The sequence below is a fragment of the Rhizobium sp. BR 249 genome (assembly GCF_047445895.1).
Taxonomy (GTDB): Bacteria; Pseudomonadota; Alphaproteobacteria; order Rhizobiales; family Rhizobiaceae; genus Rhizobium.
This window is the reverse complement of sequence record NZ_JARWKX010000041.1, coordinates 20,320-37,566: the sequence shown is the minus strand read 5'-3', so window position 1 is coordinate 37,566 and position 17,247 is coordinate 20,320. Positions and strand designations below refer to the sequence as shown.

22 protein-coding genes are annotated in these 17,247 nt (G+C 63.9%); 13 read left to right on the top strand and 9 right to left on the bottom strand.

Going from position 1 to position 17,247, the window contains the following annotated elements; translation table 11 throughout:
- From QD408_RS26065 to QD408_RS26050, 4 genes are all read left to right on the top strand, one after another.
- The coding region (locus QD408_RS26065; RefSeq protein WP_414141278.1) for an NAD-dependent epimerase/dehydratase family protein at positions 1 to 605 on the top strand (605 nt) is incomplete at its 5' end.
- A gap of 84 nt (positions 606 to 689) precedes the next feature.
- A complete protein-coding gene (locus tag QD408_RS26060) occupies positions 690 to 1,808 on the top strand; it encodes a glycosyltransferase family 2 protein (RefSeq protein WP_414141277.1) in 1,119 nt (372 codons plus the stop codon).
- Between the two features lie 335 nt (positions 1,809 to 2,143).
- A complete protein-coding gene (locus QD408_RS26055; protein ID WP_088685288.1) occupies positions 2,144 to 2,836 on the top strand; it encodes a type 1 glutamine amidotransferase domain-containing protein in 693 nt (230 codons plus the stop codon).
- Positions 2,837 to 3,014: 178 nt separating this feature from the next.
- Positions 3,015 to 3,458: an SRPBCC family protein gene (locus tag QD408_RS26050; protein WP_088685287.1), complete on the top strand. Its 444-nt coding sequence runs from the start codon at positions 3,015 to 3,017 to the stop codon at positions 3,456 to 3,458.
- Between the two features lie 494 nt (positions 3,459 to 3,952).
- Here QD408_RS26050 and QD408_RS26045 read toward each other — a convergent pair whose 3' ends face one another.
- Together QD408_RS26045 and QD408_RS26040 are read right to left on the bottom strand one after the other, a co-directional pair.
- Positions 3,953 to 4,882, bottom strand: coding sequence for a hypothetical protein (locus QD408_RS26045; protein WP_414141276.1), 930 nt, complete (start codon positions 4,880 to 4,882; stop codon positions 3,953 to 3,955).
- 88 nt (positions 4,883 to 4,970) lie between these two features.
- Positions 4,971 to 5,144, bottom strand: coding sequence for a hypothetical protein (locus tag QD408_RS26040; protein WP_088685286.1), 174 nt, complete (start codon positions 5,142 to 5,144; stop codon positions 4,971 to 4,973).
- Positions 5,145 to 5,270: 126 nt separating this feature from the next.
- On the opposite strand from QD408_RS26040, the gene QD408_RS26035 reads away from it, so the two are divergent.
- A complete protein-coding gene (locus QD408_RS26035; RefSeq protein WP_088685285.1) occupies positions 5,271 to 5,471 on the top strand; it encodes a hypothetical protein in 201 nt (66 codons plus the stop codon).
- A gap of 1 nt (position 5,472) precedes the next feature.
- Entirely contained in the window at positions 5,473 to 5,679 is a 207-nt protein-coding gene (locus QD408_RS26030; protein ID WP_088685284.1) for a hypothetical protein, read from the top strand.
- 85 nt (positions 5,680 to 5,764) lie between these two features.
- On the opposite strand, the gene QD408_RS26025 is transcribed toward QD408_RS26030, so the two are convergent.
- Positions 5,765 to 6,178 carry a hypothetical protein gene (locus tag QD408_RS26025; protein WP_088685283.1) on the bottom strand — a complete coding sequence of 138 codons (414 nt, stop codon included), beginning with the start codon at positions 6,176 to 6,178 and terminating at the stop codon, positions 5,765 to 5,767.
- 126 nt (positions 6,179 to 6,304) lie between these two features.
- On the opposite strand from QD408_RS26025, the gene QD408_RS26020 reads away from it, so the two are divergent.
- Positions 6,305 to 6,808, top strand: a complete 504-nt coding sequence (locus tag QD408_RS26020) for a hypothetical protein (protein WP_414141275.1) — start codon at positions 6,305 to 6,307, stop codon at positions 6,806 to 6,808.
- A 208-nt stretch (positions 6,809 to 7,016) separates the two neighbouring features.
- Here the strand turns inward: QD408_RS26020 and QD408_RS26015 are convergent, their stop codons facing one another.
- Positions 7,017 to 7,490: a VOC family protein gene (locus QD408_RS26015; RefSeq protein WP_088685362.1), complete on the bottom strand. Its 474-nt coding sequence runs from the start codon at positions 7,488 to 7,490 to the stop codon at positions 7,017 to 7,019.
- 228 nt (positions 7,491 to 7,718) lie between these two features.
- Between QD408_RS26015 and QD408_RS26010 the strand changes: the two genes are divergently transcribed.
- On the top strand, positions 7,719 to 7,859 hold the full coding sequence (locus QD408_RS26010) for a hypothetical protein (RefSeq protein WP_414141274.1): 141 nt from the start codon (positions 7,719 to 7,721) through the stop codon (positions 7,857 to 7,859).
- Between the two features lie 360 nt (positions 7,860 to 8,219).
- On the opposite strand, the gene QD408_RS26005 is transcribed toward QD408_RS26010, so the two are convergent.
- Positions 8,220 to 9,215, bottom strand: coding sequence for an AraC family transcriptional regulator (locus QD408_RS26005; protein ID WP_414141280.1), 996 nt, complete (start codon positions 9,213 to 9,215; stop codon positions 8,220 to 8,222).
- 70 nt (positions 9,216 to 9,285) lie between these two features.
- On the opposite strand from QD408_RS26005, the gene QD408_RS26000 reads away from it, so the two are divergent.
- The 3 genes from QD408_RS26000 (at position 9,286) to blh (ending at position 11,622) form a co-directional block, all read left to right on the top strand.
- On the top strand, positions 9,286 to 9,654 hold the full coding sequence (locus QD408_RS26000; RefSeq protein WP_414141273.1) for a DsrE family protein: 369 nt from the start codon (positions 9,286 to 9,288) through the stop codon (positions 9,652 to 9,654).
- 126 nt (positions 9,655 to 9,780) lie between these two features.
- Positions 9,781 to 10,185 carry a hypothetical protein gene (locus QD408_RS25995; protein WP_414141272.1) on the top strand — a complete coding sequence of 135 codons (405 nt, stop codon included), beginning with the start codon at positions 9,781 to 9,783 and terminating at the stop codon, positions 10,183 to 10,185.
- A 156-nt stretch (positions 10,186 to 10,341) separates the two neighbouring features.
- Positions 10,342 to 11,622 (top strand): bifunctional sulfur transferase/dioxygenase Blh, encoded by a 1,281-nt coding sequence (gene blh / locus QD408_RS25990; protein ID WP_414141271.1) that lies wholly within the window; start codon positions 10,342 to 10,344, stop codon positions 11,620 to 11,622.
- A 99-nt stretch (positions 11,623 to 11,721) separates the two neighbouring features.
- Here the strand turns inward: blh and QD408_RS25985 are convergent, their stop codons facing one another.
- Positions 11,722 to 13,500, bottom strand: coding sequence for a methyl-accepting chemotaxis protein (locus tag QD408_RS25985; protein ID WP_414141270.1), 1,779 nt, complete (start codon positions 13,498 to 13,500; stop codon positions 11,722 to 11,724).
- A gap of 367 nt (positions 13,501 to 13,867) precedes the next feature.
- On the opposite strand from QD408_RS25985, the gene QD408_RS25980 reads away from it, so the two are divergent.
- Both QD408_RS25980 and QD408_RS25975 read left to right on the top strand, forming a co-directional pair.
- Entirely contained in the window at positions 13,868 to 14,416 is a 549-nt protein-coding gene (locus QD408_RS25980) for a hypothetical protein (protein ID WP_414141269.1), read from the top strand.
- A gap of 465 nt (positions 14,417 to 14,881) precedes the next feature.
- A complete protein-coding gene (locus QD408_RS25975) occupies positions 14,882 to 15,553 on the top strand; it encodes a hypothetical protein (protein ID WP_414141268.1) in 672 nt (223 codons plus the stop codon).
- Positions 15,554 to 15,664: 111 nt separating this feature from the next.
- Here QD408_RS25975 and QD408_RS25970 read toward each other — a convergent pair whose 3' ends face one another.
- The 3 genes from QD408_RS25970 to QD408_RS25960 form a co-directional block, all read right to left on the bottom strand.
- Complete coding sequence (locus QD408_RS25970; RefSeq protein ID WP_414141267.1) at positions 15,665 to 15,913, bottom strand: hypothetical protein; 249 nt, start codon at positions 15,911 to 15,913, stop codon at positions 15,665 to 15,667.
- Positions 15,914 to 15,915: 2 nt separating this feature from the next.
- Positions 15,916 to 16,179: a hypothetical protein gene (locus tag QD408_RS25965; RefSeq protein WP_088685270.1), complete on the bottom strand. Its 264-nt coding sequence runs from the start codon at positions 16,177 to 16,179 to the stop codon at positions 15,916 to 15,918.
- Positions 16,180 to 16,282: 103 nt separating this feature from the next.
- Complete coding sequence (locus QD408_RS25960; RefSeq protein WP_414141266.1) at positions 16,283 to 16,723, bottom strand: hypothetical protein; 441 nt, start codon at positions 16,721 to 16,723, stop codon at positions 16,283 to 16,285.
- Positions 16,724 to 17,247 lie beyond the last annotated feature (524 nt).

Here is a 17,247-nt window from a genome sequence, read left to right as displayed (position 1 = left end):
CTTCCTATGACGAAAGCAAGCGCTGCACCGAATCGCTGCTGTTCGAGCTGCAGCGCACCGAAGGCCTCGACGTCAGGGTCGTGCGTCCGTTCAACTGTTATGGGCCGCGCACGCGGCCGGATGACGGCCGCGCCGTTTCCAATTTCATCACCCAGGCGCTGAGCGGCCGGCCGATCACCGTCTTCGGCGACGGGCTGCAATCGCGCAGCTGGGGTTATGTCGACGATATCACCGAGGGTTTTGCCCATTATTTCTGGATGAACGAGACCGATTACAGGGGGCCGCTCAACGTCGGCAACGACCGCGAGATTTCGGTGCTCGAGGTCGCCAAATATGTCTCCAGCCTGATGGGCGGCGTGCCGATCGTCTTCAAGCCGTCGCCGCCGCAGGACCCGACGAACCGGCGGCCGGATCTCACCAACGCCAAGTATGTGATGCCGGAATGGTCCTGCAAGATCAGCTATGAGGAAGGTGTCGCCAAGACCCTCGACTGGTTCAGGGAGGAGATGGTGTCCAAAGCCGCCAAGCCCGGCAAGATGGCTGCCCGCAATCCCCGCCAGCAGAAGGCCAAGAATACGGATTTCGGCAGCTTCTCCGGCTTGTGAGGAAAGAGTAGGATCGAGGGAAGCGGCTCCAATCGGCTGCGTTCGCGGATGCTGACGTGATGCCTGCCGCCGGCGGGCATCGCCATGTCGTTCGAGAAGGACCGGGCTGTGACGTCGATCGGAGCAACGCCTCATATGCCGCCGCTGGTTTCGGTGCTCGTTCCGGCGTTCAATGCCTCGCCCTATATCGAGCGCACGCTTCGATCCGCCATGTCCCAGACATATGCGGCCCTCGAGATCATCGTGGTGGACGACGGCTCGACCGACGACACGGCCTGTCTGGTCGAGCGCGCGGCGGTGCAGGATGGACGGATCCGCCTCATCCGCACCGAGAATCGCGGTGTGGCGGCGGCGCGCAATACCGGGCTGGAAGCCGCCCTCGGCGCCTATGTCGCCTTCCTCGATGCGGACGATCTCTGGCATCCGACGAAGATCGAAAAGCAGGTGGAAAGCCTCGAGCGCCTGCCGTCTCACTGGGCCGCGGTCTATGTGCTGCACCATTTCATCAACCTCGAAGACGAGATCGTCGGCCCGGGGCCTTCCCACCTGGCGCGCGGCTATATCTTCGCGCGGCACCTGACCTTCAAATATGTCGGCAACGGCAGCGCGCTTCTGGTGCGCCGGCAGGCGGCGCTCGATATCGGCGGTTTCGACAGCTCCTATGCCGCCGCCGGCATCGGCGGCTGCGAAGATCTCGATTTCGAGCTGAGGCTCGCCGCCCGCTACCGGATCGAATATGTGCCCGAACGTCTGCTCGGCTATCGAAAACATCCCGGCAGCATGTCGTCCGACTATGTCAAGATGGCGCATGCTCTGGCCGAAGTGATCAGGCGCTCGCTCGCCACGACCCCTCGGCTTTCGCCCTACGCGGTCAGAAGTGCGACGATCGCCGCTCATAAATATGCGCTGCACCAATACCTGCTCGCAGAAAACCTGCGCCTGGCCGCCGGGCCGGCGCTCGCCATCCTGGGGAACGAGCCGGCCTTCCTGGCGAGATTGATCGCGCGGCGGGCGGCGAGCCGTATGAAGCGCGGCGTGTTGTCGGCGATCCTGGGGGCGGATTATGCGGAGCGGCGGCGGATCAGGCTGAGGTTCGACCAGGTCACGCCGTCTGCGGTTGCGGCGAGCCCGGGAGGCTTCTGGATGCGGCGTCGGGTGGCCCGGCTGGCTAGGATGGATGCGGTGTTGGAGAGTGGCCTCTGATTGCTGGTGGGGTTGTGACTTGCTTGGCTGAGAGGAGAGGGTGTGCCGTGTAGCCCCCTCATCCGCCCTACGGGCACCTTCTCCCCGCTGGGGAGAAGAGGGGATCGAGACGTTGCGGCAAGTCCCTTCTCCCCAGCGGGGAGAAGGTGGCCCGTAGGGTCGGATGAGGGGGCTACACGGCACACCCCAACCGTAACATCACCCCGAACCGCTTGTGCCGCGGAGGCCTCGGGTTTATGGTTCTGCCCGTTCTAGCATGAGATCTGCAGGCAGTATTCACCGTAAAGCCGGACGCCGATGGTTTTGTCCGCGATCCGGGACGAAGGAGCTGAGCAATGAAAATTCTCATGGTTCTCACATCGCATGATCAATTGGGCGATACCGGCAGGAAGACGGGGTTCTGGCTGGAGGAGTTCGCCGCCCCTTACTTCGTTTTCCGTGACGCCGGCGTCGATGTCAGCCTCGCTTCGCCGAAGGGTGGCCAGCCGCCGCTCGATCCGAAGAGCAACGAGCCGGGCTTCCAGACGGACGATACGCACCGCTTCGAAGCCGACCCGGCCGCAAAGGCGGCACTTGCCAACACGATGAAGCTCTCCGAAATCCGCGCGGGCGATTATGACAGCGTGTTCTTCCCCGGCGGCCACGGCCCGCTCTGGGATCTGACCAACGACCGCCACGCGCTGTCGCTGATCGAGACCATGCTTGCGGCGGGAAAGCCGGTGGCGCTGGTCTGCCACGCGCCCGGAATCCTGATGAACGTGAAGGCGCCGGATGGATCGCCGATCGTCAGGGGCCGCACCGTGACCGGTTTCACCAATTCCGAAGAGGACGCCGTGCACCTGATCGATGTCGTTCCCTATCTGGTGGAGGACGAGCTGAGGGACCAGGGGGCGAAGTTCTCCTCGCGGGAAGACTGGGCCGTGCATGTCGTCCAGGACGGGCTGCTGATCACCGGCCAGAACCCGGCTTCCTCGAAAGAGGGCGCGCGCACGCTGCTCGCCGCCTTGAAGAAGAAGGCCGCGGCTTAAAAAGCCCAGGGCTGTCGCTTCAAATACGCTGGTGCGCGGGGACGATGCGTCGTCGGAATTGGCTCCCGCTCGCCCTTACGCGATTTTTCTTGAACAAAAAATCGATCCGGTGTCGGATCGGGCCAGCATCGCTCGTCCTAGGCTCGTCCATTCCATTTACTCTAAGAGGATCACGACCATGCCCAGCACCATACGCCTGCACCGCGTTTTCGCGACCAGCCCGGAGAAGGTCTACCGCGCGTTCATCGAGGCCGATGCGCTTGCCAAATGGCTGCCGCCGAACGGCTTCCTCTGCACCGTGCACCATCTGGAACCTTCGGTCGGCGGCACGTTCCGCATGTCCTTCCGCAACTTCACCAACGGCCAAAGCCACGCCTTCGGCGGCGAATTCCTCGAACTCGTCCCCGGCGAACGCGTCCGCTACACCGACAAGTTCGAAGATCCGAACCTGCCCGGCGAAATGGAAGTCACCGTGATCCTCAAGAAGGTCTCGGTCGGCACCGAGATCGACATCACCCAGGCCGGCGTGCCCGACATGATTCCGCCGGAAGCCTGCTATCTCGGCTGGCAGGAATCGCTGCGGAACCTCGCCAAGGTGGTGGAGCCTGATATTAACGAGTGAGGTGCTCCTGCCTTGGTGAATGCAAGAAGCATCGCTGCGGCGCGTGCTTCGAGGCTCCGCCCTTGCGGGCTGCGCACCTCAGCATGAGAGAAGGCGGAGCGTGCCGCAGGTCATGAGGTGGAGGCATGGGCGGGAACGTCTCTCCAATCTCCCTCATTCCTGTGCCTGTCACAGGAATCCAGCCACGGCGCGTCCGCGCCGTGAATGACTCAATTGGGATGAAGAGGGTCTTCCGCGCCCAAGGACTTGGGCGCGCTGGATCCCTGTGACAAGCACAGGGATGAGGGAGGAGAGGTTGGCGTTCATTAGCGGCCTCCAGGTGAGGCGGGTGTACCAATCTCAGTGAATGCAAATAGCAGCGCTGCGGCGCGCGCTTTGAGGCCTCGCCCCGGGGAGAAGATGCCGGCAGGCAGATGAGGGGGCTACACGGCACACCCTTCATTGCCTATCTTCGGTGAGCGGCAAGCGAAAGGCAGATGACGTGTAAACAATCCTCACCCCCTAATCCCACGTTTCGCCAGCGCATGGCGCGCCGCGGTCGCACCCCAGTCATCGCCAAGATCCTGCCCCTCGATCTCGGCTTCCGCGATCGCCGTCACCAGGATCAGCGGCACGGGGCCGAAGGGCAGGCCTTCGATGCGGCCTTCATTGCGGCTCAGCATGATGCGGGTCAGCGGCGCGTAATCCTCCGTTAGCCGGCAGAAGAGAATGGCGCCGTGTTTTTCGACGTCGCGGGCGACGCGGTGGCCGTCGGCGACGAGATCGGCGATGTTGATGAGAAGGTTCGCCCAGTTGCCGATCCCGCCCGCATCCAGCGTTGCGGCGTCGAATTCCATGAAGAGCTCGCATTCCACGCCGTTCTCCGGCTCGGAAATGCCGGCCCAGGGGGTGGAGAGGCCGTCGGTGGCGAGTGTGAGCCTTCCCGGCGCATCGACGGCCAGGATGCGGCGGTGCGGACCGAACCACTTCGTCTGGTTATGGATGTTGGCCGTTTCCCGCTCGGCGGCAAAACCCACCCGCAGGCTGCCGCGGGTCCGCCAGAAGGCGCGCCGGGCGGCGGCCGCCGCCTCGTAGATCGGGTCGTCGGGCCCGCGTGGCACGATCGACTGGTCGTATTGCGTGTCGATGGTGATCTCGCCGCGCATGAAAGGCAGGCTCGGCTTCTTCCAGCGGATCACCACCTTGTTGAAGCGCTCGGAAGCGGCCGCATCGAGCTTTTCGACGACATCGCCGACGAGATCGAGAGGATGCGTCGAATCCTGCCTGACGTGTCTTCCCTCGGCATCGACATAACCGCCGGTGCGGGAGGAGTGGCCGGCCTGCATCGTGGTGGCGGTCCACTCACCGCTGACCGCACCCGCCGGCGCCTTGCCGAGAACCGGGGAAAGCTCCCGGATCGCATCGCCGATCGAATAGGATGCCACGTCGTCCCCTCCGCTATGGTCCCGCCACGGCCGGCTGGCCGCCCGCAGAAGGTAGGGCGGAGGGGTTGCCGTTCAATGACGGAGTGTCTCAATTGCTCCCGTCGTTCGGCCGCGCCTTGGCGCTGTCGTTGGTGGTGTCGGAGGTGGTCTTGCCGTCCGGCTGCTGGCCGAAATAGGTGCCGCCGAGGTGGCCGCCGGCGCTGGTGTTCCTGACCTGCTGTTCGGCGCGTTTTTGAAGTTCACGAACGTTGGTCTTGCTCATCTTCGGCTCCTTTTTCGAGGTTTGCGACCTTTCACCAACCGATGGGGGCCGAGACTGTTCCATATTTTCTGCCGGAACACTTCCCGGCTTTCGCGGTTTTCCCTCCACAATCAAGGAGAAACGACGATGGGCATGACCACCCCCAAGGACGGGCCTGCGGGCACCACCGATCAATCGCCCCGCTGGGAAGGGCCGAAAGGCAATAGGCCGCGCGGCTACCTCAAAGCCAAGGACGACCCGGACAAGAACCGCGACGCGCAAGGCGAAAACAATCGCGACCCCGAAACGAATGACATTTCCGACGCGCTGAAGCAGAAAGGCGAATGAGATGGCCAATCCCGAAAAAGACGCAGCCGGCCAGTTCGCCAAATCCCGCGCCGACCGGAAAGCCAGCGGCGTGGCCAGCGCCAAGCCGACCGTGATCACCGGCTCGGAGGACGCGACGGTGAACAAGAACCCGCCGGGCAAGAAGCCGGAGAAGGACTGGGACATCAACTACGATCCGGCCGATATGAATGAAGGGCGGATGCGCTGACATGGTGGCGCGCCCGCCCTAGGCCGAAGGCCGGAGCCTCGAAGGACGCGCGCCAACATCGCTTCTTGCATCCATCCGGCGCCTCTTACTTCACCACCGTCACGCTCAGCACACCTTCTTCCGTCTTCCCCTCTTCATAAGGCGAGCGGATGACGAGCCTGTCGCTGCCGGTGTAGCCCTTGTCAGCAGTGTAATAACCGACGACGCCATTGACCTTGGTCGTCTCGCATTTCGAGACTTTTCCCACGAGCTTGGGGAAGAGCGGTTCGTGCACGATTTCGAGGCGGCCGTGTTTGGGCTGTTCGACGATGTCAATGGCGGGGTAATCGATGTGGCGGCAATCGTCGTCGATGTGCCAGTTCTTGGCGACCAGCGTTCTGACGCCGCTACGGGCGGTGATCGATTGAGACTGCCGGCGGAAGCCGTCGGAGGTGGTCGTGCAGCTCGAAAGCGGAATCGTCGTGGCTGCTAATATCAAGTATATAAAGGCGTTTTTCACTTTAAATCCTCAACTTGCGCTTGAATGAATATTGCTTTTCTCCTGAAGTCAATCAGATTGCGAAGCGGAGAACGGCAACGGGACTATCCGGAGAAGCCCGCGGATCGCGCCGATTTCGAAGTGAGATTGAGGAAGGTCGACGGCACGGCGGAAATCAGGCTGCTCAGGCACTATCCATGGCGGCTCGAAGAACGCCGCGATCTTGACGGGGCGGTGCAGTTCAAGGTCTGGAACGAGCTGGAAGACCAGGGCATGGCCGTCTCCACCACCGATGACCAGCATCGCTTCGAGGCCCGCCGTTCGCCGCGCGCGTCCAACTATCCCTATACCGCCTTCGACAAGATATCGGAGCGGGTCGACATGAAGCGGCCATCCTCGCATCGCGGGACGGGCTGCGCGTGGTTCCATTTGAAATCGGATATTGTGAAGCCGGCCACCAAAAATGTCGGCATAGCGGAATGCACGACGCCGGAGGGCATGCCGCTGAAGTTCATCGGTTTCGACGGATCGGGCGCAACGGAGACCTTCATGGCGGTCGATGCCAAACGCCGGCCGGTCGACTTGAAGGAGATGACCCCGCCGGCGGATTTGATCGATCCGTCCTCATGGGGATTTACGGTCGGCGATTGAGGGAGCGGGTATTGTCGAGTGTCTCAGGATGAGGCCCGCTGGAGCGCCTGCGTGTCCGGCAGCGGCGCAAGCCTCACGCCAGCTTGGCCTGGCAGAAAGCAAATATTGATTCTCCCAGGATCTATTGCGATCGATTTTCAGCAGAAACAGCCCCGTCAATGATTGGCGGGGCTTTTTGCTGCATCGATGGGCGAGGCTGCGGCACTCCTCAGCCGCGCATGGCCGCCTCGATCGCGGCGATGTCGATCTTGTGCATGGTCATCATCGCGTCGAAGGCGCGCTTGGCCTCGGCGGGGCTTGCTTTCAGCGCTTCGCTCAGCACGCGCGGGGTGATCTGCCAGGAGACGCCCCACTTGTCCTTGCACCAGCCGCAGGCGCTTTCCTGGCCGCCATTGCCGACGATGGCGTTCCAGTAGCGGTCGGTTTCCTCCTGGTTTTCCGTGGCGATCTGGAAGGAGAAGCATTCGTTGTGCTTGATCGACGGGCCGCCGTTCAGGCCGATGCAGGGAATGCCGGCGACGGTGAATTCGACGACCAGCACCTCTCCCTGCTTGCCCTCCGGATAATCTCCCGGCGCCCGAATGACGGCGCCCATGGCGCTGCCGGGAAAGACCTCGGTGTAGAAGCGGGCGGCAGCCTCGGCGTCCTTGTCGTACCAGAGGCAGATCGTGTTCTTGTTCAGCATGGCGTGGGTCCCTTTGCTCGTCGTTTCCGGTCTCCTGGCTGAAAATAAGAGGCGAACCGGCTTTCTCCAGCCCGTGGCGGCCATTTTGGCGGACGCTTTGACGTGCCGCCGGCCAATTGCGGCCATGCAATCCTGTGGTTGAATATTTCTATTTGCGCTGCTTGGTTAATGTAGTATGTATTTCTAATATAAAATAAGTCTGGCTGCACAAGAAAGACGTTTTTCGTGAAATTCTGGGCGTTCATTGCAGCTTTTGTTTTGAGCGTGCTGCTGTGGAGCAGCTTTTATTACGGCGGCCGTGGGATCTACGGCGCGATTAATACTTTGCAGCTCTTTGCGGAGCGGGCGATTGGTGGGGATGGGTAGGGCTGGAGAGAGGGCAGGGTCGAGGTCTTGCTCTTCGCTTGCGCTCGCCGCGGCCAGACGATGAAAGTTGTGCCGTGCGGCCCCCTCATCTGCCTGCCGGCATCCGCCGGGGCGAGCCACGGGTCTCGCCCGTCCTTCGGACCCCCGCTGGGGAGAAGCGGAATCGTGGCAGCGCCTCGGTCCCTCTGACATTTCGGTTGAAAGGATGGTCGTGCGGCTTGGTCCCTTCTCCCCAACGGGGAGAAGATGCCGGCAGGCAGATGAGGGGGCTACACGGCACGTCCTCTATTACCTTTCGCTTCGCCTTGAGCGACAAGCGAAAGGCAACAACCGAGCCTCCCGGGCGTCGGCATTCTTCCCCTAATCCCGCGCCATCGCCCGCCACGCCGCTGGCGGACTCCCGAACGCGCGTGAAAACGCCCGGTTGAAGGCGGCTTCGGTGGCGTAGCCGGTGTCGTAGGCGATGGCGGCGATCGGTTGGGTGGAGGTGGCGAGCGCCATGCTGGCGAGCGTCAGGCGCCAGTCCCTCATATAGCGGATCGGCGAGGTGGAGAGGATCGCCTGGAAGCGGTCGGCGAGCGCGCTGCGCGAGAGGCCGGAGGCGGCCGCCAGCTGCTCCAGCGACCAGTCGCGTTTCGGGTTGTCGTGGATGACGGAGAGGCAGCGGGAAAGGGCAGGGTCGGCGAGGGCGGCGAGAAAGCCTGACGTATCGGGCGCGGCCATCATGATCTGGTGGCGCAGGATCTCGATGAAGATGATCTCCGTCAGCCGCGGCAGCATGGAGACGCCGCCGGCGCGGGGGCGGTCGACCTCGTCGGTCATCTGGCGGATGGTGGCGCGCAGCCAGTCGCCGTCATTGGCGGCCCGCGTCCTGACATGGATGAGCTTCGGCAGCGCCTGGCGCAGCGGGCCGAAGCTTAAACCGTCCCATTGCAGGTAGCCGCAGAGCAGGCGGACACCTTCGGCTTCCGCGCCGTAGCGCAGCACGGGAATCTCCCGCCATGGCTTTTCCGGCAGGTCGCGCGTCGGCAGCACCAGCATGCCTTCCCGGCCGGCGCCGAGCTGATGGCCGGTGCCGAAGGGGAAGACCAGCACATCGCCTGCTTCGAGATCGGTCGCTTGGCCTTCCACCTTCAGCCAGCAGCGGCCGGCCACCACGATATGGAAGGGCATGGTGCCGGAGGCTCTGGCCGAAAGGGCCGCGAGCGAGGGTGCGGCATCGGTCTGCCAGTCGCCCGTCGGCATGAAGCAGAATTGCAGCGATCCGGAAAGGCGGATGCTCGACAAGAGCGCCGACAGCACGTCGTCGCGCGCTACGCCGAGAGTCTCAGGATTTTCGGACAAGGCTTCCCGCATTCCGGCCAAATACGCGCCCCGCGCGCCCTCCTATGGTGGAGCCGTTCACTTCAATCTCAGGGAGAATACTATGCAAAGCCAAAGCGACAAACTGGTCGTGCTGATCACCAAGGGCATCGAATCCGAAGTCTCCTCCGTCGCATTCACCATCGCCAATGGCGGGATCACGGCCGGGCTGAAAGTCTCAGTCTTTCTCACCAGCACCGGCATCGATCTCGTGCGCAAGGGCGGCCAGCGGATGACGCATGTGCCGCCGCTCGATCCGCTGTCGAGCCTGATCGAGACTTTCCTGGCGCGTGGCGGCACGATCTGGGCCTGCCCGCCCTGTGTGACCGCGCGCGGCTATACCGAGGCCGATATGCTCGACGGCGTCATCATCGCCGGCGCCAGCGCCATGCATGCCGAGATCAAGGAAGGGGCGGCGACGCTCTCCTTTTGACGCGATCGCCGGGAGATCGCGGTCACAACTTCGTGCGCAGGGGCGAAGGCGGCAGGGCGGCATGAACCAAAGTCCGGTTGCGGTGTTTAGGCAGGGCCTGACACTTCCAACGGAGGACCGACCGCCATGCAGAGATTCCTGCTCTCCGGCCTTGCACTTGCCGCGCTCGCCGGGACCGCCTTCGCCCAGGAGCCATCCGCCCCGCCGCCATCCGGCGCCGCGCCGCCGCCCGCTGCCGATGCCGGCTCGCCGCCGGCGCCCGATGCCGGCGCACCGCCGCCCCGTGACGAGGCCATGCCGGACGCCTCGTCGAGAGACAGCTTCGCCTTCCGGGGACATGGGCGGAGAGGCGATATGGGCTTCTACCGCGGCCACCACCGCGGACCGCCGCCCTCCAAGGCCGCCCGCTTCCGGATCATGGACGGGGATACCAGGATCGACCTGAAATGCGCGGAGGACGAGCCGATGAAGGTCTGCGCCGATCTCCTGCTGCAGGTCATGGACAGGCTGCAGGGGCCGGCGCAGCCTTGATTGGGCGCGTATGAGCAGGGTGGATGGGCGTGCCACACGGTACGCCGGTAAAGGAAGAAACGCTGCTCCCTGCCGTCCCTACATCCGCACCCCGACCCGTGGATTTCCTTGACGCCCGGGCGCATCCATATGAGATTATCCTCATAGGGGGCTTCGATGACATCCGTGAGGGTCAATGAGCTGATATCGGTGGCGGGCCAGCCCGAGGCCGCCGACTTTGCCGATTTCGCGGCGCGGGGTTTTGCCGGCGTCATCAATACCCGGCCGGATGGCGAGGAGCCCGGCCAGCCCGGCAATGCGGCGGAAAAGGCGGCGGCGGCCGCCGCCGGTCTTTCCTACGGTTTCGTGCCGGTGAAAGGTGGCGAGATCACCGAGGCCGATATCCGCGCCTTCCAGGCTGCCATGGCCGAGGCCAGGGGGCCGGTGCTTGCCCATTGCAGGAGCGGCACGCGGGCGATGACGCTCTATGCGCTCGGCGAGGTGCTCGACGGGCGCATGGGATCAGGCGATATCGAGGCCTTCGGCAAGAGCCACGGCTTCGATCTTGCCGGCGCGCGGCGCTTTCTGGAAAAGCGGGCAGGGCAGGCGCCCGATGTGAGGGCCTTTTTCCATCCCGCCACATCGAGCGTGCAATATGTCGTGACCGATCCGGCGACCAAGCGCTGCGCCATCATCGACCCGGTGCTCGATTTCGACGAGACCTCGGGGGCGACGGGCACCGCCAGCGCCGACGCCATCCTCGCCCATATCGCGGCCGAGCGGCTGACGCTCGAATGGATCCTCGACACCCATCCGCATGCCGATCATTTCTCCGCCGCCCACTATCTGAAAGGCAGGACCGGCGCGCCGACGGCGATCGGCGCCCATATCCCCGAGGTGCAGGCGCTCTGGAAGGAGATCTACAACTGGCCGGCGCTTGCCGCCGACGGCTCGCAATGGGACCGGCTGTTTGCCGATGGCGATACGTTCAGGATCGGCGCGCTGGAGGCCCGGGTGATGTTTTCTCCCGGCCATACGCTTGCTTCCATCACCTACCTGACCGGCGACGCCGCCTTCGTGCACGATACGGTGTTCACGCCGGATTCCGGCACGGCGCGCACGGATTTCCCCGGCGGCAGCACGAGCGCCCTCTGGCGCTCGATCCAGGCGATCCTGTCGCTGCCCGAGGAAACCCGCCTCTTTTCCGGCCACGATTACCAGCCCGGCGGCCGCCACCCCCGCTGGGAAAGCACGGTCGCCGCCCAGAAACGCGACAATCCGCACATCGCGGGCAGGGACGAGGCCGCCTACGTGGCGCTGCGCCAGGCCCGCGACCGCACACTCGCGAAACCGAAGCTGATGCTGCACGCGCTGCAGGTGAATATTCGCGGCGGGAGACTGCCGGAGCCGGAGGAGAATGGCAGGCGCTATCTGAAGATACCGCTGGATGCGTTGTAAGTATGCAAGGAGAGGCGTTGCGACGCGGGCTTCGAGGCTCCGCCCTCTCGTGGCTGCGCTACCGTCGTGAGTGACAGGCGCAACCGTTGTCGCCAGGCATCAAAAATCCTGCCAGCCCGCTTCAGCCACGGCGGCCGAGCCATGTGATCTTGCCGGGCGGGGCCGGTGGAGTGGGGCCGGTTTCGGGGATTTGGGGCCGGGAAGGGTGGAGACATTGGCCGCTCTCGGGGCGTCGTCGAAGCGGAACTGGCTGAGGAGTTCGAAGAGGGCGGCGGCCTCGTGGGCGAGGCTGTGGCTGGCTGCGGTCTGTTCCTCGACCATGGCGGCGTTCTGCTGGGTGCTCTGATCGACTGAGTTGACCGCATTGTTGACTTCGGCGAGCGCGGTGGACTGCTCGCGCGAGGCTTTGACGATCGCCACGACGTTGCTGTTGATGTGGTGGAACTGTTCGGCGATTTCCTCGAGCGCGCTGCCGGTCTTGCTGACGAGGGTGACGCCGGTGGCGACATGGCCGCTGGAGGCGGTGATCAGCGCCTTGATTTCCTTGGCGGCGTCGGCGGAGCGCTGGGCAAGTTCGCGCACTTCCATCGCTACGACCGCAAAGCCTTTGCCGGCCTCGCCGGCGCGCGCCGCCTCGATGCCGGCGTTCAGCGCCAGCAGGTTCGTCTGGAAGGCGATCTCGTCGATGACGCCGATGATGTTGGAAATTTCCCGTGAGGAATTTTCGATCTGGTCCATGGCCGCGATGGCGTTTTTCACGACCTCGGCCGAATGTTCGGCATGGGCCTTGGTATGGGTCACGAGGTCGCCGGCTTCGCCCGCGCGCTTGCTCGCATCCTTGACTGTTGTGGTGATCTCTTCGAGCGTCGCGGCCGTCTGCTCGACGGAGGCCGCCTGCTGTTCGGTTCGTTTCGCCAGGTCGTCGGCCGCACTGCCGATCTCTTCCGAGCTCGCGGAGATCGCCTTGGCATTGTCGGCGACGGTCGCCATGGCATGCTTGAGCTTGTCGGAGGCGCTGTTGAAATCGGTGCGCAGGCGCTCCAGCGACGGAATGAAGGGGGAGGCGATCTTCTGCGAGAGATCGCCGTTCGACAGGTTCGTCAGGCAGGCCGCGAGCTGTTCGACATTTTCGACGCGCGGCGTCACGTCGGTCGCGAATTTCACGACCTTGAAGACCTTGCCGTTCATGTCGAAGATCGGATTGTAGGAGGCCTGGATGAAGACCTTTCGGCCGCCCTTGCCGATGCGCATGAATTCGTCGGCGGCGAGCTTGCCGGCCGCGAGACTCGGCCAGAAGGCCTTGTATTCCACCGAGGCCGCATAGGCCGGCTCGCAGAACATCGAGTGATGCCTGCCCTTGATTTCCGCAAGCGTATAGCCGAGCGCGGCGAGGAAATTCTCATTGGCGGCGAGGATCTCGCCCTCGGGCGTGAATTCGATGATCGCCTGGGCGCGCGAGAGCGCTTCGAGCTTGCCGGCATCCTCGGCGGCAATCAGCTTCTGGCGGGTGATGTCGGTGGCGATCTTGATGACCTTGACCACCTTGCCGCGCCGCATGACCGGATTGTAGGAGGCCTCGATCCAGACTTCGCGCCCGCCCTTGCCGATCCGCTTGTACTGCTGCTGATCGAAATTGCCGGCGGCGAGCTTGGCCCAGAAGGCCTTGTATTCGGCGGAGGCGGCGTAGTCTTTCTCGACGAACATGCTGTGATGCTGGCCGACGATCTCCGAAAGACCATATCCGAGCGCGCGGCAGAAATTCTCGTTCGCCGTCAGAATCCTGCCCGTCAGATCGAATTCGATCATCGCCTGGGATTTCGCCAGTGAATCCAGAACCGCAACAGCATTCGCACCACGACCAAGAATATCCAACGCCATGCTCCCGATTTAAGAAGAGGCACCCCTCCACCATTGAGGCAAATATTCGCATTCACTGATTAACGCGGATTTAAGATTAATTTTAACTTCTCGCAGGGGGAGGCGGCGAGAGCGGTTTCTTGTTTTCCGCGTTGCCGGGTTTTTCATCTTTTTGTTTCGGCGCGCTTATCCGGAAAAATAATTGCGTGTTGCGGCCGGCATCGCTGCCGATGGCAGGATTTCGTGCCATCTTGCATTCGACGCTTGGCTTGCCGGCATTCGCGGAAGCGGCGCGGCTCCGCCGCGCCTGGGGTCGCTGGCCTTTTTTCGCGATTTTGCTATTGTTTCGGTGAGGGGCTGCCCGCGCCCTGCGAATGGAGTTTTTGCGATGCTCGCACGAGATCAGCTTCCCCTGCGTCCTGCCGCGGCCGGTTTCGCCGCCGCCTGGGTCATCGCCATTGCGGGCGCAAGCGTCGGCCTCAGCCTGGTTTTCGCCTGTGTCACGCCCTTCGTGGCGCTGGCGGCGGTTTCGGCGGTGGTGCTTCCCAGGCGCATGGCGGTAACGGCGGTTCTGCTCGCCTGGCTCGCCAACCAGCTGGTCGGCTATCTCGTGCTCGGTTATCCCCAGACTTGGGACAGCTATGCCTGGGGCCTTGCGATCGGGATCGCGGCTTTTGCTTCGCTCGGCGTGGCAATCGCGGCGCTACGCTTGACGGCCGACCTCGCCGTCACGATGACGGTCGCCTTCCTCGCCGGTTTCATCGCCTATGAAGGCGTGCTCTATGCCGCGACTTCGGTGCTGCCATCGGGCGAGGGCGCGTTTTCGCTGGCGGTGGTGGGGGAAGTGCTGCTGATCAACGCGCTTGCCGCCATTGGGTTGGTCTGCCTTCATGCCGCAGCGGCTGGGCGCGGGTTTGTTGCGGCATCTCCGGCGTAGTGCCGTGCAGCCCCCTCATCTGCCTGCCGGCATCGACCGGGGCGAGCCACGGGTCTCGCCCGTCCTTCGGACCCCCGCTGGGGAGAAGCGGAATCGTGGCAATGTCTCATTTCCTAGAAACGTCTAAAGTAGAAAGATAAGCAGGCGGCTTGTTCCCTCTTCTCCCCAGCGGGGAGAAGGTGGCCCGAAGGGTCGGATGAGGGGGCTGCACGGCACACCGTTCATTGCTCTTCGTTGCGCGGCGTCGGGCGGTTTTCAGCGCCTGCCAGTTCGGCGAGAGAGAGGGCGCGCCCCCCGCGCCGCGGCAACGGCTGTTTGCTACCGGGGATGGCGCTGCCGTCTTGGTTGCAACATTTGCCCGGGGCCGGACCAAAGGTGGTGGGAGGTCCGGACCTTCGCCCGATGTGCCGGTTGCAATACTCCCTTAGGGTTAGTCTTGGAATCGACGGCAATCAGGAGAAAGTCATGCGTATCGCAACAATCGCAACGATGGTGGCCTTTTCATTCGCGCTCGCGGCCAGCCCGCTCGCGTCTATCGGAACCGGTGCGGATGCCTTCGCCAAGGACGGCGGCAATGGCGGCGGTGGCGGCGGCGGGAATGGCGGCGGCAACGGCGGTGGCAACGGCGGCGGGAATGGTGGCGGGAACTCCGGCCATGGCAGCGGCAATTCCGGCCATGGCAGCAAGAGCTCGGGCAACGTGAAGTCTTCCGGCGGCTCGGGAAAATCCGAAAACGCGCGCGGCAACGGCAAGGCGAGCGAAACCAAGACGAAGACCGCTGCCGCTACCAAGGAAAAGAACCTGAAGGCCGAGATGGCCGGCCTGAACTCGCTCAACCGGAACTACCGGGCGCTGCTGAACAGCTCGGACCCGCGCATGGCGGCGATTCGCGATTATGCCGTGGCCTATGCCCAGTATGAGCTGGACAACGGCATCGAGCCCGCCGCCGACGATCCGCTGCTCGGCGACGCGGCGCTCGAAGACGCGCTCGCCTCCGCCAGCAAGACCGGCACGGTCAGCCCCGCCGTTCTCGCGGAGGCAAAGAGCATTCTCGGCGTCGGTGACGACGTCGGCAAGATCGACCAGATCCGCGATTCGCTGGAGGCGCAGGCGCCGGACGACGATACCGCCGAATAAAGAGCGCTATCGCCTGGTCGCGCCGATCCGCCGGCCATGCAACACTTCCAGGTGAAGGCGAGCGGGCCGGCGATTGTTTCGCCGGCCTTTCCATTTGAGGGTGCGGCGCGATCACGCCGCCAGGAACAGGTCGTGGGTTTCCTCGATATGCCGTTCGATCAGCCGGTATTCGGCATCGGTGAGATCGAGGGGCACGCCGTCGCGGAAGGCAGTCAGCCGCTCGACCTCGCCGCCGGAGGGCGGGGTGCAGAATTCGGGCGGCGCGTGGCGGTTGCCGGGATGATAGGGCGTCAGCGAATATTCGACCAGGAGATCGATATCCTCTTCGCCGCGCGTCAGCGTGAAGGCGGTTTCGAACATGATCAGAGGCCGATCGCCTCGATGCCGGCGGCAAGTTCGGCCTCGAGCTGCTCCTCGTCATCCCCGTCGGAGAGCGGCCGGTCGAACTCCTCGTTCATGACGGCGGCGATGCGCTCCAGCCCCCGGCGGCGCCCGGCGGGCGCGAAGATAACGACCATGACGCCGTCGGCTTCCATATCGAGCGACAGATAACCCTTGCCATGGCCGCCGGAGACGCTGGCCTTGAGGGCGGTGTTATCGGTGAAAAGCGAAACCTGTCCGCGCATGGTGGATTCCCCCATTGGTGATGGGGTGTTTTATCCGGGCAATGGTTGTGGTGTAGAAATCGCAACGTCTTGAGGTGTGGCGCCGCCTGTTCGGGAAGGGCGCTCAACCCTTCCTCCTGCTCCGCGTCGTCGGCCGGCGTGCCAGGCCGGCGGCGCGGATTTCGGCGATGCTGACGGGGTCGTCGCCGAGGTAATATTCGCTGGCCCAGGCGATCCTGCCGCCGCGCCAGATGCGCCGCCATGTCACCATCTTCAGCCGGCCGAGCGGCGTGTCGAGACCAGCGACCGCATCGCATTCGGGGCCGATGCTGCCCGCGGCATATTGTCCGTTCCAGGCGGCGCGGGCGCTCTTCTGCAGGGTCTCCAGATAATCGATGCGTTCGAGGCTTGCGACGTGCGGTGAACGGTCGGGGCGCAGGGCCTTGATGGCGGCGACGATGCGGAAGGCTTGCTCGCCTGGCGGCTCGTCGCCGATGGCTTCGTCGATGGCGCGGAGGGCGTCGGCGATGACGGATTCGCGGGCGAGGGCTGTGGTGAGGTTCATGGTGTTGCTTGTGTTGTTGAAATCACATTTTTTTAGCATGGCGGGGAGGGGGTGTAAATTGGGTTTGGGATGGGGACGGTGGCTTCCATCTTGCGGAAGCCAGGTAATGGAAGGTGTGCCGTGTGGCCCCCTCATCTGCCTGCCGGCATCTTCTCCCCGCTGGGGAGAAGCGGAATCGGGGCAGCGCCTCGGTCCCTCTAGAACTTTGGCTGTGTGAATGGCGTCCATGCGGCTTGGTCCCTTCTCCCAAGCGGGGTCCGAAGGACGGGCGAGACCCGTGGCTCGCCCCGGTCGATGCCGGCAGGCAGATGAGGGGGCCGCACGGCACAACTTTCATCGTCTGGCCTCGGCAAGCGCAAGCAAAGAGCAGAATCACCCGCCGCACAGCCTGAAGGTGAGGTACGTTCCTCCGGGATTCCTCGATTTATTCGCCTCGAAGTCGCGGCTTTCCCGACCTGAGTTGCAGCTTTCCGGCATCGCGGCCCCTGCCTGGGGAATAAGGCCGGCAAACTGGCCCCTTGCCG

Bases quoted from the DNA above. Each gene is read 5' to 3' on its own strand.
- QD408_RS26060 (WP_414141277.1), top strand. From the start codon at position 690: ATGTCGTTCGAGAAGGACCGGGCTGTGACGTCGATCGGAGCAACGCCT.
- QD408_RS26055 (WP_088685288.1), top strand. From the start codon at position 2,144: ATGAAAATTCTCATGGTTCTCACATCGCATGATCAATTGGGCGATACC.
- QD408_RS26050 (WP_088685287.1), top strand. From the start codon at position 3,015: ATGCCCAGCACCATACGCCTGCACCGCGTTTTCGCGACCAGCCCGGAG.
- QD408_RS26040 (WP_088685286.1), bottom strand. From the start codon at position 5,144: ATGAGCAAGACCAACGTTCGTGAACTTCAAAAACGCGCCGAACAGCAG.
- QD408_RS26035 (WP_088685285.1), top strand. From the start codon at position 5,271: ATGGGCATGACCACCCCCAAGGACGGGCCTGCGGGCACCACCGATCAA.
- QD408_RS26030 (WP_088685284.1), top strand. From the start codon at position 5,473: ATGGCCAATCCCGAAAAAGACGCAGCCGGCCAGTTCGCCAAATCCCGC.
- QD408_RS26005 (WP_414141280.1), bottom strand. From the start codon at position 9,215: ATGCGGGAAGCCTTGTCCGAAAATCCTGAGACTCTCGGCGTAGCGCGC.
- QD408_RS26000 (WP_414141273.1), top strand. From the start codon at position 9,286: ATGCAAAGCCAAAGCGACAAACTGGTCGTGCTGATCACCAAGGGCATC.
- QD408_RS25995 (WP_414141272.1), top strand. From the start codon at position 9,781: ATGCAGAGATTCCTGCTCTCCGGCCTTGCACTTGCCGCGCTCGCCGGG.
- blh (WP_414141271.1), top strand. From the start codon at position 10,342: ATGACATCCGTGAGGGTCAATGAGCTGATATCGGTGGCGGGCCAGCCC.
- QD408_RS25985 (WP_414141270.1), bottom strand. From the start codon at position 13,500: ATGGCGTTGGATATTCTTGGTCGTGGTGCGAATGCTGTTGCGGTTCTG.
- QD408_RS25980 (WP_414141269.1), top strand. From the start codon at position 13,868: ATGCTCGCACGAGATCAGCTTCCCCTGCGTCCTGCCGCGGCCGGTTTC.
- QD408_RS25975 (WP_414141268.1), top strand. From the start codon at position 14,882: ATGCGTATCGCAACAATCGCAACGATGGTGGCCTTTTCATTCGCGCTC.
- QD408_RS25970 (WP_414141267.1), bottom strand. From the start codon at position 15,913: ATGTTCGAAACCGCCTTCACGCTGACGCGCGGCGAAGAGGATATCGAT.
- QD408_RS25965 (WP_088685270.1), bottom strand. From the start codon at position 16,179: ATGCGCGGACAGGTTTCGCTTTTCACCGATAACACCGCCCTCAAGGCC.
- QD408_RS25960 (WP_414141266.1), bottom strand. From the start codon at position 16,723: ATGAACCTCACCACAGCCCTCGCCCGCGAATCCGTCATCGCCGACGCC.